General features: G+C 69.4%; 11 protein-coding genes. 4 read left to right on the top strand and 7 right to left on the bottom strand.

Annotated elements, in window-relative coordinates:
• Positions 1–58: 58 nt before the first annotated feature.
• Together KFLA_RS34885 and KFLA_RS34880 are read right to left on the bottom strand one after the other, a co-directional pair.
• Positions 59–1,138: an inositol-3-phosphate synthase gene (locus KFLA_RS34885; RefSeq protein ID WP_012924560.1), complete on the bottom strand. Its 1,080-nt coding sequence runs from the start codon at positions 1,136–1,138 to the stop codon at positions 59–61.
• 10 nt (positions 1,139–1,148) lie between these two features.
• Complete coding sequence (locus KFLA_RS34880) at positions 1,149–1,724, bottom strand: PadR family transcriptional regulator (protein ID WP_012924559.1); 576 nt, start codon at positions 1,722–1,724, stop codon at positions 1,149–1,151.
• Positions 1,725–1,937: 213 nt separating this feature from the next.
• Here KFLA_RS34880 and KFLA_RS34875 point away from each other — a divergent pair, with 213 nt between their 5' ends.
• The 4 genes from KFLA_RS34875 (at position 1,938) to KFLA_RS34860 (ending at position 7,716) form a co-directional block, all read left to right on the top strand.
• Positions 1,938–3,428 (top strand): short-chain fatty acid transporter, encoded by a 1,491-nt coding sequence (locus tag KFLA_RS34875; RefSeq protein WP_012924558.1) that lies wholly within the window; start codon positions 1,938–1,940, stop codon positions 3,426–3,428.
• Positions 3,429–3,559: 131 nt separating this feature from the next.
• On the top strand, positions 3,560–5,863 hold the full coding sequence (locus tag KFLA_RS34870; RefSeq protein WP_148256815.1) for a transglycosylase domain-containing protein: 2,304 nt from the start codon (positions 3,560–3,562) through the stop codon (positions 5,861–5,863).
• A gap of 195 nt (positions 5,864–6,058) precedes the next feature.
• Positions 6,059–7,249, top strand: coding sequence for a mannosyltransferase family protein (locus tag KFLA_RS34865; protein ID WP_012924556.1), 1,191 nt, complete (start codon positions 6,059–6,061; stop codon positions 7,247–7,249).
• A 47-nt stretch (positions 7,250–7,296) separates the two neighbouring features.
• Positions 7,297–7,716 (top strand): hypothetical protein, encoded by a 420-nt coding sequence (locus KFLA_RS34860; protein WP_012924555.1) that lies wholly within the window; start codon positions 7,297–7,299, stop codon positions 7,714–7,716.
• On the opposite strand, the gene KFLA_RS34855 is transcribed toward KFLA_RS34860, so the two are convergent.
• The 5 genes from KFLA_RS34855 to KFLA_RS34835 all read right to left on the bottom strand — a co-directional run bounded on the left by KFLA_RS34855 (position 7,665) and on the right by KFLA_RS34835 (position 16,376).
• Positions 7,665–8,966 (bottom strand): transglutaminase domain-containing protein, encoded by a 1,302-nt coding sequence (locus KFLA_RS34855; protein WP_012924554.1) that lies wholly within the window; start codon positions 8,964–8,966, stop codon positions 7,665–7,667. The genes KFLA_RS34860 and KFLA_RS34855 overlap by 52 nt on opposite strands.
• Before the next feature lie 231 nt (positions 8,967–9,197).
• On the bottom strand, positions 9,198–13,109 hold the full coding sequence (locus tag KFLA_RS34850; protein WP_237706669.1) for a GH92 family glycosyl hydrolase: 3,912 nt from the start codon (positions 13,107–13,109) through the stop codon (positions 9,198–9,200).
• A gap of 309 nt (positions 13,110–13,418) precedes the next feature.
• Positions 13,419–14,150 carry a methyltransferase domain-containing protein gene (locus KFLA_RS34845; protein WP_012924552.1) on the bottom strand — a complete coding sequence of 244 codons (732 nt, stop codon included), beginning with the start codon at positions 14,148–14,150 and terminating at the stop codon, positions 13,419–13,421.
• Between the two features lie 89 nt (positions 14,151–14,239).
• The gene (locus KFLA_RS34840) at positions 14,240–15,241 is read right to left on the bottom strand and encodes an alanine racemase (protein WP_012924551.1); all 1,002 of its coding nucleotides are present in this window, start codon (positions 15,239–15,241) and stop codon (positions 14,240–14,242) included.
• Between the two features lie 4 nt (positions 15,242–15,245).
• Positions 15,246–16,376, bottom strand: coding sequence for a lipid II:glycine glycyltransferase FemX (locus KFLA_RS34835; RefSeq protein WP_012924550.1), 1,131 nt, complete (start codon positions 16,374–16,376; stop codon positions 15,246–15,248).
• Between the last annotated feature and the right edge of the window lie 18 nt (positions 16,377–16,394).

Genomic DNA, 16,394 nt, shown 5'->3' with positions numbered 1-16,394 from the left:
CCGAGTGAACGGCCGCGGGGCCCCGGAGCTCCGCCCTGGGCTCAGCGCAGGGCGGAGGTCAGCGCTCGATCTCGCCGCGGATGAACTTCTCCACCAGGTCGCGGCAGACGTCGTCGGCGTACTGCTCCGGCGGCGACTTCATGAAGTACGACGAGGCGGACAGGATCGGGCCGCCGACGCCACGGTCCTTGGCGATCTTCGCGGCGCGGATCGCGTCGATGATGATGCCGGCCGAGTTCGGCGAGTCCCACACCTCGAGCTTGTACTCCAGCGACAGCGGCACGTCGCCGAAGTTGCGGCCCTCGAGCCGGATGAAGGCCCACTTGCGGTCGTCCAGCCAGGCCACGTAGTCGGACGGGCCGATGTGCACGTTGCGCGGGTCGATGTCGTCGACCAGCTGCGAGGTGACGGACTGGGTCTTGCTGATCTTCTTGGACTCCAGCCGGTCCCGCTCCAGCATGTTCTTGAAGTCCATGTTGCCGCCGACGTTCAGCTGGTAGGTCCGGTCGACGGTGACGCCGCGGTCCTCGAACAGCTTGGCCAGCACCCGGTGGGTGATGGTGGCGCCGATCTGCGACTTGATGTCGTCACCGACGATCGGCACGCCCGCGGCGGTGAACTTGTCCGCCCACTCCTTGGTGCCCGCGATGAACACCGGCAGCGCGTTCACGAACGCCACGCCCGCGTCGATCGCGCACTGGGCGTAGAACTTCGCCGCCTGCTCCGAGCCGACCGGCAGGTAGCAGACCAGCACGTCGACCTCGGCCTCGCGCAGCGCGGCGACCACGTCGACCGGTGCGGCGTCGGACTCGGTGATCGTCTCGCGGTAGTACTTGCCCAGGCCGTCCAGGGTGTGGCCGCGCTGGACGGTGATGCCGGTCGGCGGCACGTCGCAGATCTTGATCGTGTTGTTCTCGCTGGCGCCGATCGCGTCGGCGAGGTCGAGGCCGACCTTCTTGCCGTCCACGTCGAACGCGGCGACGAACTCGACGTCGCGGACGTGGTAGTCGCCGAACACGACGTGCATCAGACCGGGCACGCGCTCGTCGGGCGCGGCGTCACGGTAGTAGTGCACGCCCTGGACGAGCGAGCTGGCGCAGTTGCCGACACCGACGATCGCTACGCGGATCGAAGTCATCTGGAACTCCTTAGTTGGGGGGTGTAACAGGCGGTTGTTGGTCAGGGGGCCGCTGCTGCCGCCGCTCGCCGTCGATCAGCTCGTTCAGCCAGCGAACCTCGCGCTCGGCCGACTCCAGGCCGTGCCGCTGCAGCTCGAGGGTGTACGTGTCGACCCGCTCCGCCGTCCGGCTCATCGCCGCCCGGAAGTTGGCCAGCCGCTCCTCCATCCGGGCCCGCCGGCCCTCGAGGATGCGCAACCGGGTGGCCGGATCGGTCCGGCCGAAGAACGAGAACCGGACGCCGAACGTGTCGTCCTCCCACGCCGCCGGGCCCGCGTCGTGCATGGCCTGGGCGAAGTGGTCCTTGCCGTCGGCGGTGATCGTGTAGACGATCTTTTGCCGGCGGCCGTCGGGCGTCCCGGCGTCGGCCGCGATCAGGCCGTTGCGCAGCATCGCCTTGAGGCACGGGTAGAGCGACCCGAACGACAGCACGCGTCCCCAGCCGAACTGGGCGTTGACGCGCTTGCGGAGCTCGTAGCCGTGCATCGGCGCCTCGTGCAGCAGACCGAGTACGGCGAGCTCCAGGACTCCACTGCGGTTTCCCATCACCCACCTCCTCGATCCAGTTTGTCATGACCTGATGTATCGGTTCGATACATCGTGCCGCCACTGTAAGCAGCCCGGCCCGGCTCGACAACTCATGACAAAGTCCCCCTTTGTCACGTCGCCTGCTGAGGTGCACCGAGAAAGCTGTTACGTCAGCCGCCGTTCTGCGTTAATCAGCTGACACACAGAGTCGTGAGTCACGAGCGGAGGGTCATGGCCGACACCCAGCCGAAGCACGCCAAGCACGGAGCCGCCGGAGAAGGGCCGCTGGCGCGGACGGCGCTGCGCTTCACCGCCTTCACCGAGAAGTGGTTGCCCGACGCGTTCGGGTTCGTCCTGGTCGGCACCTTCGTGGTGCTGCTGTTCGGCCTCGCCACCGGCGAGCCGCTGCTGAAGCGTCCCGACGACCCGGCCGCGACCGAGGGCTTCGGCCTGGTCGACGCCTGGGGAGCCGGCTTCTGGAGCCTGATCACCTTCACGCTGCAGATGGCGATGATCATCATCGGCGGGTACGCCGTGGCGACCAGTGGTCCGGTGGCCCGGCTGATCGCCCGGCTGGCCCGGATCCCGACGTCGCCGCGCGGGGCCGTCGCGTTCGTGGCCGCGGTCGCGATGCTGGCGTCGTACCTGAACTGGGCGTTCAGCCTGATCTTCGCCGCGATCCTGGCCCGGGAGGTCGCCCGCAACGTGCCGAAGGCGGACTACCGGGCGCTCGGCGCGATGGCGTTCCTCGGCCTCGGCACGGTGTGGGCGCAGGGTCTGTCCGGCTCGGCGGCGCTCCAGGTCGCGAGCCCGAGCAGCAGTCCGGCGCCGGTGCAGGAGGTGATCCGGGCCGCCGGGCACTCCAGTGGGGTGATCCCACTCAGCGACACCATCTTCACCTGGCAGGCGCTGGTCGCGACGCTGTTCGTGTACTGCGTGGGCGTGGCGATGGCCTGGTTCGTCGCGCCGGGCGAGGACAACGCCAAGACCGCGCAGCACCTCGGGATCGAGTTGAAGCCGCTGATCGGCCGCGGTTCGGCGTACAGCGGGCAGCGCGGCGACACCGAGGCCCGCCGGCCGGGGGACTGGCTCGAGCACTCGCCGCTGTTCAGCCTCCTGGTGGTGCTGCTCGGGACGGTCTACCTGGTGCGCTACTTCGACGGCAAGAGCTTCTTCAGCGCGCTCGACCTGAACACCGTCAACCTGATCCTCTTCCTGCTCGCGCTGCTGCTGCACTGGCGGCCGTGGCGGATGGCCCGGGCGGTGCGGGACGGTGCGCCGGCCGCCGCCGGCGTCCTGCTCCAGTTTCCGCTCTACGGCGGCATCTTCGGCATGATCGCCTACACCGGGATCTCGGCCCGGCTGGCCGGCTGGCTGGTGCAGGCGAGCAACCAGTTCCTGTTCCCGCCGTTGGTGGCGATCTACTCCTGCGTGCTCGGCGTGTTCGTGCCCAGTGGCGGCAGCAAGTGGGTGATCGAGGCGCCGTACGTGCTGGAGGCCGCGAACCAGCTCGAGGTGGACGCGGGCTGGATGGTCGTCGTGTACGACCTCGGTGAGGCGAGCGCGAACCTGCTTCAGCCGTTCTGGATGCTGCCGACGCTGGCCATCCTGGGGCTGAAGGCGCGCGACATCATGGGCTACACCTTCACCCTGTTCCTCGCGTGCTTCCCGGCAGCGCTGCTGGCCGTCACCCTGCTGGCTCCGCACGTCACCGGGTCGTGACGCCGGGTGATCGCGTCGGCTTCCCAGCGAACCGGAGGTAGCGCTACGATCCGGTGCGGTTTAGGGGGCTTTACCACACCACCCGTAGTCTGGGTCGCAATGACTTCAGCGAGATCGTCGAGGACTGGACAGTGAGTGAAGCTCGTCGCAAGGCCGCCCCGAACCGTGCGCGCGGCAAGAAGCACTGGGCGCTGCGGGTGGCCGGCTGGATGCTGGGCCTGTTCTTCCTCGGCGTGATCGGTGCCGCCGCGACCTTCTTCATCGGGTACCAGACGACCGACATCCCGGACCCGAACAAGGAGTTCCAGACCAACACCACGACGGTGTACTACGCCGACAACAAGACGGTGCTCGGGACCTTCTTCGACCAGAACCGCAAGTCGGTGCCGCTGGCCCAGATCCCGAAGACGGTCCAGGACGCGGTGACCGCGGCCGAGGACCGGACGTTCTGGACCAACCCCGGCGTGTCGCCGTCCGGCATGGCCCGGGCCGCGTTCAACATCGCCCGCGGCAGGCAGCTCCAGGGTGGTTCGACGATCACCCAGCAGTACGTGAAGATCATGTACCTGACCCAGGAGCGCACCTTCAAGCGCAAGTTCACCGAGCTGTTCATCGCGACCAAGCTCAGCCGCTCCACGGACAAGAAGGAAATTCTCGAGGGCTACCTCAACACGATCTACTTCGGTGAGGGTGCCTACGGCATCTCGGCCGCCGGCGAGGCCTACTTCAGCGAGCCGAACCCGCAGAAGCTCACCGTGCCGCAGGCCGCCTTTCTCGCCACGGTGCTGAACAACCCCCTGTACTTCGACCCGGACAAGCCGGAGGCGCAGCAGCGGATCCTGGAGCGCTACCGGTACGTGCTGGACGGCATGCGTCAGATCGGCACGATCACCGACGCGCAGTACACGACGTTCAGCCAGAAGGTGCCGCCGCTGAAGAAGAAGGCGAAGAGCCAGCGGTTCGCCGGCCCGAAGGGCTTCCTGCTCGACATGGCTCGCAAGGAGCTGGAGCGGATCGGCTACGACGCCGACGAGATCAGCGGCGGCGGCCTGCGCGTGGTCACCACCTTCGACGCCGAGCTGCAGAAGGACGCGGTCGCCGCGGGGACCAAGCGGCTGCCGAAGAAGAAGAACGACCTGCACGTCGGGCTGGCCTCGGTCCGGCCCGGCACCGGTGAGCTGGTCGCGATGTACGGCGGCCCCGACTACCTGAAGAGCCAGCTGAACTGGGCCACCCTGCGGGCCCGTCCCGGGTCGACCTTCAAGCCGTTCGCCGTCGCCGCGGCGCTGAAGGAGGACCTCAGCCTGTACGACGTCTACCAGGGCGACAGCCCGATCGAGGTCCGGGGCAAGGAGCTCAACAACGAGTTCGACCGGGACTACGGCGACGTGACGCTGCTGCAGGCGACCAAGGAGTCGATCAACACCGCGTTCTACGACCTGGTCGACAAGCAGATGGAGGACGGCCCGAGCAAGCTGGTCGACGCGGCCGTGGCGGCGGGCATCCCGAAGACCGAGGCGCTGGAAGGCGACCGCGGCAACCCGTCGACCGTGCTCGGCCCGAACGCCTACGCCTCGCCGGTCGAGATGGCGAACGCGTTCGCGACGTTCGCGGCGAACGGCACCTACGTGCCGGTCCACTCGATCAAGAAGGTCGAGACCCCGGGTGGCGGGAAGGACTGGTCCGACAAGTCCGTCAAGAAGGTCGAAGGCGCGATCGACCCGGAGATCGCGGCGCAGGTGAACCTGGCGCTGCAGGAGGTGACCGAGCGCAACGGCACCGGTGAGGACGCCCGCGAGCTGGACCGCCCGGTGGCCGGCAAGACCGGGACCGCCGGTGGCGTCGCTGCCGAGCACCGGGCCAAGAACGCCAAGTGCGACGGCTGCCTCGACGGCAAGGACACGCTGACGTCGTGGTGGTCCGGCTACACCCCGGACCTGTCGACCACGGTGCTCTACCGGGCCGGCAAGACCGGTGAGGGCGACCTCGACCCCTACAGCAACGACGAGGCCTTCTTCGGTGGCAACTGGCCGCTGAAGACCTGGCTGGCGTTCATGGAGCCGGCGCTGGACGGCAAGGAGAAGAAGGACTTCCCCGAGCCCGACCCGGACAGCATGAAGAACACCCCGACGTACACGCCGAGCGACGAGCCGGACAGCTCCCCGACGTTCAAGCCGACCAGGAAGCCGTCGTCGAGCACGCCGCCGCCGAGCAGCCCGCCGAGTACTCCGCCGCCCAGCACGCCGCCGCCGTCGACCCCGCCGACGAAGTCGCCGAGCGAGAAGCCGACGAAGAGCCCGAGCCGCCCGACCATCACGATTCCGACCCGCCCGCCCACGGACCCGGAGACACCACCGGCCGAAGGGGATCCCGGCAACGGCCCCGGCAACGGCCCCGGCAACGGCAACGGCAACGGGAACGGCGAGAACCAGTAGCCGGACCAGGAACGGCACCTCCGCGGAGGTGCCGTTTCGCTGTGGCGGCGTGCTGCGTCCACAGCCTGACCGGTGCGCCGAGCGGCGAAGTGAGCGGATGCGGCACGATGGTGCCTGTGATCGGGGCTTCGGGGATCTACGCGCGGACCGGCGGCGACGGCGCGGCCGTGTCGCCAAGGACAGCCGGAGCCGGCGATGTTTGAGCGCACGGCCGACGAGCGGCCGAAGGACGTGCCGCAGCCTCGGCAGCGTGGCTTCGCCGCCGTGCGGCAGTGGCGGCCGGATCAGCTGATCAAGGACTCGCTGGGCTGGTGGCTGGTCACTCGGGCCGGCATTCTCCTGCTCGCGTTGTCGGCGCCGTTGCTGTTCAACCGGGGCGACACCTACCCGAACGTGTGGCGGGCCTGGTGGCAGTGGGACGTCTGGCACTTCAAGGCGATCGCGGAGTTCGGGTACGCCAACGGAGAGCCGTCGGGGGCTCCGCTGGCGGCGTTCTTCCCGGGGCTGCCGGTGCTGATGCGGGCAGCGAGCTGGCTCGGCATCGGCTACGTCGGCGGCGGCGTGCTGGTCTCGGCGATCGCGAGCGCCGTCGCGGGGATCTACCTGGCCAAGCTCGCGCAGTACGAGTTTCCCCAGCTGCGGAACTTCGGGCCGACCGCGACGCTGGCGTGGTTCACCGCGCCGGTCGGCGTGTTCCTCGCCGCGCCGTACACGGAGGCGTTGTTCTGCGCGTTCGCGTTCCCGGCCTGGCTGGCGGCGCGGCAGGGGCGGTGGGCCCGGGCGGCGTTGCTGGTCGCGCTGGCCTCGACCGTCCGGGTGTCCGGGATCTTCCTGGCGTTCGCGCTGGTGGTCGAGTTCGTCACCTCGAAGAAGCGCGACTGGCGGTCGCTGCCGTGGCTGGTGGTGCCGGCCGTGCCGGTGCTCGGCTTCATGGCGTACCTCGAGCACGTGCACGGTTCCTGGTTCGCCTGGCAGGAGGCGCAGGAGAAGGGCTGGGCCCGGGAGTTCACCTGGCCGTGGGTCTCGCTGATGCACACCGTGGAAGCCGCCACGAAGGGCCACTTTCCGGCGGACCGGACCGACTGGACCTGGATGTTCCGGGCCGAGCTGGTCGCTCTCCTGGTTGGGCTCGTGCTGCTCGTCTGGCTGCTGTGGCGCCGTTCCTGGGGTGAGGCCGCCTGGGTCGGCGCGAATGTGGCAGCCTTCGTCACGTCGTACTGGATCTACTCGCTGACCCGGGCGACGTTGCTGTGGTGGCCGCTGTGGATCGGGCTGGCGGTGCTGGCGCACCGAAGACCGTGGCTCGGCCGGCTCTACCTCGCCGTCGCGATTCCACTGGGAGCGATCTGGGCCGCCGCCTTCTTCACCGGGCGCTGGACCGGCTGAGTAGTTCTGCTCAAGCCCGCGGACCCGCGCGCGTCTAGCGTGATCGGATGGACACGCGAAGGATTCTCACGGTCTGGGTCCAGGCTGTCGCGTCCGGGGTGGCGGGCGGCACCGTGCTCGCCGCACTGATCGCTCTGCGCGCGCCGCTCTGTCCGCCGGACAACGAGTACTGCATGGCCGACCAGTGGGGCGTGTACGTCGGCCTCCGCGCCGGCCTGGCCGTTCTGCTGCTCGCCGTCCCGTACTTCGCTTGGCGGGCGCGGCTTGCCTGGCCTGCGCTGATCGGGTCGGTCGGCTCCGCAGCCCTGCTCAACTTCGCCTGGCACTACGCCGACCGGCCCGGCTGGGGCTTCTACCTGACGCTCGCGGCCGCAGTGCTCGCCCTGCTCACCCTCGCTACGGCGTCCCGTCGCGGTCAGACGACCGGGCCGTGGTCGAGCAACTGGCCGGGCTCCCTCACGAGGTAGGCGAACCGCTGCGGCGCGGCTTCGCCGTACGGCGTGACGACGGCGACGGCCAGTTCGTGCTCGCCCGGCGTCAGGTCGAGCGCCCACTCGTCGGCGTCGACGGGGCCGTCACCGAGGTGCAGCCGGATACCCTCGCCGTACGGGTGGAAGTGCTGGAACCGGACGACGGGCCGCTCGACCGTACCGGCGAGCCCGGTCGCCACAACCGAGAGCTGGGGATGCACAGCGGCCCCGTCGCGCACCAGGCGCGGCGTCTGGATCACCCGCATGCCCTGGAACACCGGAGCGAACGGCGCGCTCGTCCACGTGTAGCCGGTGGTCGTCGCGGAGGTGAAGTACGTGAACCAGGCAGCGGCCTGGCCCGGCGGGAAGACTTCGCTCGACCCGGCCCGGACGAGTCGAGGCGGCGCGTCCAGCTTCAGCAGTTCGTGCAGCCCCAGCGGTTGGCCGTCCGTGTCCGTCCAGTACGCACCGTTCTGGCCGTCGAGCAACACCCAGCGGTCCAGGTCGTCGATCCACGCCTCGCTGACGACATGGCCTCGCCCGACGCCGACGTGGTGCGCGGGCTGGCGCAGATCGACCCGGCGGGCCGGGATCCGCAGCGCGTTGAGCGCCTGACTCAGCACGATCGAGTACTCGACACAGGCGAACCGCTCGCCCGCATCGACCCGCTCCAGCACGGTCACCGCGTCCGGCTCGTCGACGTGGTCGTTCGCGTGCCGCCAGCTGTGGTGGACCCAGTCGAGCAGCCGGACGGTGGTCTGCCAAGCGGACGCCTCGGGCGGAGGCAGCCGGGTCAGCAGCAGGTCCAGCCGCTCCGCAGCGATGGAGTAGAGCACCAGCGGGAGCTGTGGGCCCGGGTCCGGCCAGTCGGTGAGCTCCAGCTGCGGCAGAGGGACGTTCGCACTCATCCGCCGGTGCAAGGCCGGCCAGGTTGCCTCCTCGCCGAACAGCTTCTCCAACTCGCCGTCGAACAGTTCAGGCTGGCTGAACCCGCTGGCGACCGCCTCCTCGAGGAGCTCGAGCGCCACCTCGGCACCGATCCGCCGCGCGGCCACTGCCGCGCCGGGCGCCCACAGGTGGCACCACCACTCGTGGTCCGCCCGCAGTTCGGGGACCAGGTCGAGCAGGTCCTGGTTCCGGTCCCCGCGCAGACACGCCTCGGCCCGCAGCCGCAGCTCGGCCAGGCCGCGTGATGGGTGCTCCGGGCGTCCGCCCGCCGGTCGCGGGGAGCCGTCCGCTTCGGTCATCGCCCGTCCTCTATCTCGCGATGTGGACTCTTCTGGTCCAGGGCAACCTATCCGGTGACCCGTTCGTCAGTACCAGTGGAGAGGGGTGGCAGTCCGGGCGGGGACGCCACCCCTCGCTTTGTCGTCGCAACTCCTGTGCACAACCGTCCGGCGGAACCTCTCAGGGGCAGGTTCCGCCGGAAGTTTCGCACCAGTGGGGGCGGCCACCACGGTGGCCGCCCCCGACGGTTGTCAGCCGTAGTTGCGCTCGATCGACTGCGACGGCGTCGGGCTCGGCTTGGTCTCGGCCACCCGCCGGTCGCTCGGGTGGGTGCCCGCCTCGATGCCCTTCAGCGTGCCGAGCAGCTCCAGCTCGGACAGCGTCACGCCGTCCGCCCCGGTCGCCGGCGTCAGCACCAGCCGGTACTGCGTGTACGCCGTCGGCTTCGCCACGCTGAACGACCGGGTGTACGCGGGGAAGGCCCAGGTCTGACCCGACCGCTTGTCCACGGTCGTCCACTTGGTCCCGTCGTTCGAGCCCTCCAGCGTCCACCCCGACGGCGCGGCCCCGGTGGTCCCGCTGGTCAGCGTGTACATCGTCACCGGCCGGCCCTGCTGCAGCTGGACCGTCACGGTCGGCTTCGCTCCGGTCAGCGTGACCTGCTGCTTGGAGTCGTTGTCGGTCAGGGCGGACACGTCCACCCCACCGGCCGCGGTGACCGCGCCCTCGTCCTCGGTCGAGTCGCGCCAGGTCTTCGGGTCCTCACCGGGCCGGGTGATCGACGGCGGCGCGTCGTTGCGGCCGGTGCCCCAGTTGGACGGCTTGTCGGTCATCTCGAACTCGATCTTGCCGCCACGCCCGATCAGGTCGTGCGGCAGCGCGGTCGAGGTCCACTTCTTGCCGTTGACCCGGACGCCCTTGACGTAGATGTTCTTCGCGCTGTTCTTCGGCGCACTGACCACCAGCTTCCGGCCGCCCGGCAGGTTGACCGTCGCCTTGGTGAACAACGGCGACCCGATCGCGTACGTCGGCGCACCCACCTGCAGCGGGTAGAAGCCCAGCATGCTGAACAGGTACCAGGCCGACATCTCGCCGTTGTCCTCGTCGCCGGGATAGCCCTGGCCGATCTCCGAGCCGAGGTACAACCGGCTCAGCACCTCCCGGACCTTCTCCTGCGTCTTGAACGGCTGCCCGGCGAAGTTGTACATGTACGGGATGTGGTGCGACGGCTGGTTGCTGTGGCCGTACTGGCCCATCCGGACGTCCCGCGCCTCGAGCATCTCGTGGATCGTGCCGCCGTAGCCGCCGACGTGCGTGGCGTCCTCGGGCGTGGAGAAGAACTCGTCGAGCTTCTTCGCCAGCCCGTCGCGACCGCCGTACAGGGCGGCCAGGCCGGCGCCGTCCTGCGGGGTGGAGAACGCCATGTTCCACGCGTTGGTCTCGGTGTAGTCGTGGCCCCAGTCGCGCGGGTCGAACGTGGTCGGCGAGTGGCCCCAGACCCCGTCGGCGTCCTTGCCCTGGAAGAAGCCGATCGCCGGGTCGAACAGCGTGACGTAGTTGCGCGCCCGGTTCAGGTAGTAGTGGTAGTTGTCCAGGTACTCCTGCTTGCGCGGGTCGCTCTTCTTCGCCGCGTCGTACAGCGCCTTCGACATGTTGGCGATGCCGAAGTCGTTGATGTAGCCGTCCATCGACCAGCTGAAGCCCTCGGCCGTGCTGTTGGCCGTGTAGCCGTTGAAGGTCGCCCGGTCCAGGCCCTTGCGGCCGACGTTCTCGGTCGGCGGCCGGACGGCGGCGTTCTTCAGCGCCGCGTCGTAGGCCGCCTGCACGTCGATGCCCTTGACCCCCTTGAGGTAGGCGTCGGCGAAGGCGACGTCGGAGCTGGTGCCGACCATCAGGTTCGCGTAGCCCGGCGAGGACCAGCGCGAGATCCAGCCGCCGTCCTTGTACTGCTGGACGAACCCGTTCACCAGGTCGTCGGCGGAGTCCTGCGCGAACAGCGCGTACGCCGGCCACACGGTCCGGTAGGTGTCCCAGAAGCCGTTGTTCACGTAGGTCTGCCCGGCGACGATCTTCGAGCCGGTGGTCGTCGGGGTGTCGACGCCGACCTTCGGCGAGACCGGCGACGCGTAGGTGATCACCGGCTTCTTCGCCGTACCGGTGTTCTCCGAGCCGTTGTTCGGGTAGAGGAACAGCCGGTACAGGTTGGAGTAGAGCGTGGTCAGCTGGTCCGCGGTGGCACCCTCGACCTCGATCGTGCGCAGCTTGGCGTCCCAGAGCTTGCGCGCGGCCGACTTCACCTTGTCGAACTTGCTGTCCGCGCCGAGCTCGAGCTCCAGGTTCTTCTTCGCCTGGGCGGTGCCGATCAGCGAGGTGGCGATCCGCAGCTGCACCTGCTGGGTCTGCGGGCCGAAGGAGAAGTAGCCGCCGACGTTCGCGCCGCCGCCGTCGCTGAGCTTGCCGGAGGCAACCACCTTCTGGTCGACCACGCCGTACACGAACAACCGGCCGGCACCGGTGGACAGGCCGCTCTTGACGTCGCTGAAGCCGGTCACCACCCCGGTCTCGGCGTCGAGCGTCAGGCCGCCGTTGTTGTTGGCGTTGTCGAAGACCAGCGACGCCTTGCCCGCCGGGAACGAGAACCGCAGCATCGCCGCGTGATCGGTCGGCGCGACCTCGAGCGCGTTGCCGTTGTCGAAGGTGACGCCGTAGTAGTACGGCAGCGCGGTCTCGTTGTCGTGGCTGAACGCCCAGGCCCGCGCCTTGCGGTTCGCGGTCGGCTTGCCGTCGGCCGGTACGACCTGGGGCATCACCTGGAAGGTCTGCCGGTCACCCATCCACGGGCTCGGCTCGTGGCTGATCGACAGCGCCTGCAGCTCCGGCTTGTTCTGCTCGTTGTTGCCCTTGGCGTAGTCGTACAGCCAGGACGTCGAGCCGGCGTTCGTCACCGGGGTCCAGAAGTTGAAGCCGTGCGGCACCGCCGTCGCCGGGATGTTGTTGCCGCGGGAGAAGCCGCCGGTCGAGTTCGTGCCGCGGGTGGTGATCGCCAGGTCGGACGGGTGCTTGGCCGCGGTCCTGCGCGCGGCGGCGTCCGGGTTCTCGGCCTTGGCGATCCGGATGTCGTCGATCCAGCCGCGGAAGTCGGCCGGGCCCTCGGGCTTGTCGTAGCCGACCAGGATCCGCCGGACCGTCTTGCCGGCCGCGACCTTGCCGAGGTCGGCTTCGATGTTGTTCCACTGGTTGGTGGACAGGCCCTTGGCGTCGCCCTGGCCGCGCGGGCTGAGACCGAAGCCGTGGTGGTCCTTGGCCTTCAGGTCGCTCAGGTACGTGCCGTCCGAGAAGGCGAGGTCGACCGCGGCGTACGTGCTGGGGTAGCTGAGATCGCCCTCGATGTGCTCGGGGAAGATCTTGTACGACAGCCGGGTGCTCCGGCCGATCCGCAGATCCACGTCGGCGATCTTGTTCCAGGTGTAGCCGCGGCCCTCGGCGGACTGGTGACCGGCGTACCGGAACGACTTCACGCCGGTGAAACCGACCCGGGCCCGTGCGTTGTAGGCGCTGGTCGGACCGGAGTCCAGCCGCGACTCGGCGGTCTCGCCCGGAGGCGGCAGCGGCGCGCCGTTCGACAGGTACCAGTCAGCGAGCTGGACGATGCCGTCTCCGTGGTTCTGGGTGATGTCCAGCTTGAAGTACGTGTACGCCGTGTCGTTGGCGAGCGTGTACTCCTTGGTCTGGAACCGGTTCTCGAACGACTCGCCGGTCCGGGTGTCCAGCGTGGTCCAGGTGGTGCCGTCGTTCGAGCCGGAGATCGTCCAGTTCCGCGGGTCGCGGCCCTCGGCGTCGTTGGCCGAGGTGAGCGCGTACTTGCGGATCGTCACCGGCTGCGAGGTCTGGTAGACCAGCCAGCCGGTCGGCGCGAAGACCAGCCACTTGGTGAACTTGTCGCCGTCGGCGGCGTTCGAGGCGATCTCACCGGAGCCGGTGTTCTCCCCGTTCGCGGTCACCTTGGTGACCTTGTCCATCTCGCTGCCACCGATGCCGGTCGGCGTCGGCCCGCGCACACCGTCGGCGCGGGGCGTACCGTCCGGCCCGGTCTCGACGGCGTCGGTGTACCCGGGCTGCGGCTGTCCCGGCTCGAAGGAAGTGAAGAAGGAAGTCCCACTCACGACCGGCTCCTGGGGTGTCCGGTCGGTGGCGGGAACAGAGGCGCTCGCTGACGTCATGGCAGACATTGTCACAACAAGCGCGAGAGACGTGACGAGCCCCAGTGGGCGGCGGAGTTTCATCTACGCTCCTTGCACGGCGGACGGCACCCGGCGCCCCGTTCTGCGCCGCGCACCGAAGGGATGGTGACGCGGCCCCGATGACAAGGTTGTCAGCCCGCGTTCCGGAGTGATCCTCCCTACCGCATCACGCCCGGTCAAGAGTTCGTTGCACTCAGTTCCCGTCATCTGCGGCCCACGGAGTCCACCGAGCTATTTCGTCGCGGCCGCCAGCAGGGTCGGGATGATGGCGAGGAAGCGGTCGGTGTGGGCTCGGGTGGATTGTTCGGCGAGCCAGTTGTCGGCGTCGGCGCGGGTGATCAGGGCCTTGTCGACGGCGGCGGTGGCGGCGGTTTGCAGTTGGGGGACGAGGGTTCGGTGGTCGGTGACGACCTGGTTGTGGACGACGACCTCGACGTCGTGGAAGCCCGCGTCGAGCAGCCAGTCGCGGAAGCTGCGGGCCGCGCGAGGGGCGACAGAGCGGGACTCGAGGCCGAGCAGGATGACGTCGGTCAGGTCCTGGTCGGTGCTGTCGATCAGCAGGAAGCCGTAGTCCTGGCCGACGAGGACGGCGCGGCCGCCCGGGCGGAGTACACGGCGGGCTTCGGTGATCGTCGGCAGCGGGTCGGCGAGCAGGTGGAACAGGCGGGCGGCGCGGTAGCCGTCGACCGATTCGTCCTCGAGCGGTAGCTGGTCCGACGGGGCTGTGTGGAAGACGGCGTCCGGTGTCCGGGCCTGGGCGATGGCAACGGCGGCGGGGTCCGCGTCGACGCCGATTGCCTTGATTCGCGCGTCGATCAGCTCCGCGACGGCGTGCCCGGCACCGCAGCCCACATCGACGCAGGTGTCACCGGCAGTGAGTGCGAGCAGCCGGTACGACGCGCCCCGCAGGGCAGCGGCGTCGGGGGTCTGCTCGATCCGATCCAGGAAAGTCGGTTCAGCCATGCACACTACGCTGCAACTTCAGGTGGACCTGAAGTCAACGGTGACCGGTTCGCCGCCCGCCGGCGCGCGGCAGGCGGACGGCGTACGGGTCAGTCCATCGACACCTTGTCGAAGGTCGTGGTGGTGTAGCGCACGTCGACGCCCACCTCGTCGCCGACCGCGGGCGGCGCCACCGACGACGGCAGGAACAGCATGCTGGCCTGCATGTGCGGCGGCTCGGCGAACCAGCGCTGCTTGCCCTCGATGGTGAACGGCGACAGCGCCATGCCGGCCGCGTCCAGGCTGCCCTTGGCCATCGCGATCGCCCGCTGCCGCACGCTCGCGGCCGCGGTCGGAGCCTCCAGGCCGACACCGTGCGCGGTGCCGCCCGAGACCACCAGGATGTGGCCGTCGCCGGAGACGCGGCGCTGCCGGTAGCCGACCCGCTCGCCGCGGCGGACCGAGTGCACGTCCAGCACGGTCGCCCGGACGCTGAACGCGCCGCGGTCGCCCAGCCACAGGCCGGTGCCCATCCGGAGCTTGACGTTCTCGCCGAGGTCGGCCAGCTTCTGCGGCGGCACGTGGGATACCCAGAGCGGACCGGGCCGGACGGCGCGAGCGGCCTTGCCGAGCTCCTGGGCCTCCCGGATGTTCGCGGACGTACCGCCCGCGCCCATCGGGAAGTGCAGGGACCAGCCCTCGAACTTGATCCGGTCCAGGGCGTTCAGCAGCATCGTGTGTCGCAGCTCGCGGGCGCCGATGCCGTGCCGGCGCATCGAGGTCTGCACTTCGATGAGCACCCGGCTGCCGGCCGGAATGGAGACCAGGTCGGCCAGCCGGCTGACCGTGTGGATCACGTTCTTGCCCTGCGGGACCTCCAGGAACGGCCGCCACGGGGAGAGCACGACCACGTCGTCCTTGTGGTCCGGCGGTACCTCGGTGTACGTGCCGACCGCGACCGTCCTGGCGCCGAGCGCGCGGGACTCGGCCAGCAGCCGCGGGTTGCCCACGCCGTACCCGTTGCCCTTGGCGACCGGAACGATGTCGGGAGTCCAGGTGGAACGGAGATGGTCGCGCCATCGATCGGAGTCGATGTGCAGGATCAGGGGCATGGTGTCAACGCCGTCTCATGTAGAGGTCGAATGCGGTGTAGAGCGCCTTGTTCAACGGCAGATCCCACTCACCGACGTACTCGACGGCCTCGCCGCCGGTGCCGACCTTGAACTGGATCAACCCGACGTGCGGGTCGTTCGGGTCCAAGGTGTCGGTGATGCCCCGTAGGTCGTACACGGACGCGCCTGCGGCGAGCGCGTCCGACATCATCCGCCACTGGATCGCGTTCGATCCACGGACGTCTCGTTTGGCGGTCGAGCTGGCTCCGTAGGAGTACCAGGAGTGACCGCCCACCCGGACCCAGATCGTCGACGCGACCAGGTCCCCCTCGTGATGGGCGTTGTAGAGCCGGAAGTCGCAGACGTCGGCCGGCTGGTGCGCCATCGCCGCCTGCATCTTGACGAAGTACGGCAGCGGCCGCGGGGTGAAGTGGTCCCGCTCGGCCGTCTCGACGTACAGCTGGTGGAAGGCCTTCAGGTCCTCGGGCGTGCCGAGGCTGACCTCGACGCCGAGCTTGTCGGCCTTCTTGATGTTGCGCCGCCAGAGCTGGTTCATGCCCTTGAGCAGGTCGTCCTGGGTCTTGCCGGCCAGCGGCACCTGGAACACGTACTGCGGCTGACCGGCGGCGAAGCCCTCGCCGGTCCGCGGCGCCTTCCAGCCGAGCGCCCGCAGCTGCGCGGCGACGGTGGCGCCGGACGGCTCGATCACGTCGGGCCGGACGTCGCCCAGCTTCGGCTGCTGCCCGCCGGCGATCGCGTCCTTGATCGTCTTCGCGGACCACCGCCGGGTCGCCACCGGCGGTCCCATCCGCAGCCCGAACGCGCCCTGCTCCTGGGCGTGCGCGGCCAGCGGGCGCAGGTAGCGGCCGAGGTCGATCGCGTCCCAGTCGATCACCGGGCCCTCCGGCAGGTAGGCCAGGTAGCGCTTGACCTTCGGCATCTGCCGGTAGAGCACCAGCGCGACCCCGACCAGCTCGTCCGGCGCGGCGGCGTCGTACCAGCCCAGTGACTCGGCCTTCCACTCGCTCTTCACCGCCGCCCACCCCGGGGTCTGCAGGAAGCTCGCCGACGGCTGGGCCGCCAGGTACGCGGCGTGCTGCTCGGCGGAGATGGTCCGGATGCTCAAGTCACTCACGGTCGGTCAGGTTACCGG

This window comes from Kribbella flavida DSM 17836 (assembly GCF_000024345.1).
Classification (GTDB): domain Bacteria; phylum Actinomycetota; class Actinomycetes; order Propionibacteriales; family Kribbellaceae; genus Kribbella; species Kribbella flavida.
The sequence above is the reverse complement of the archived record's forward strand: the minus strand, read 5'-3'. Positions and strand labels throughout refer to the sequence as shown.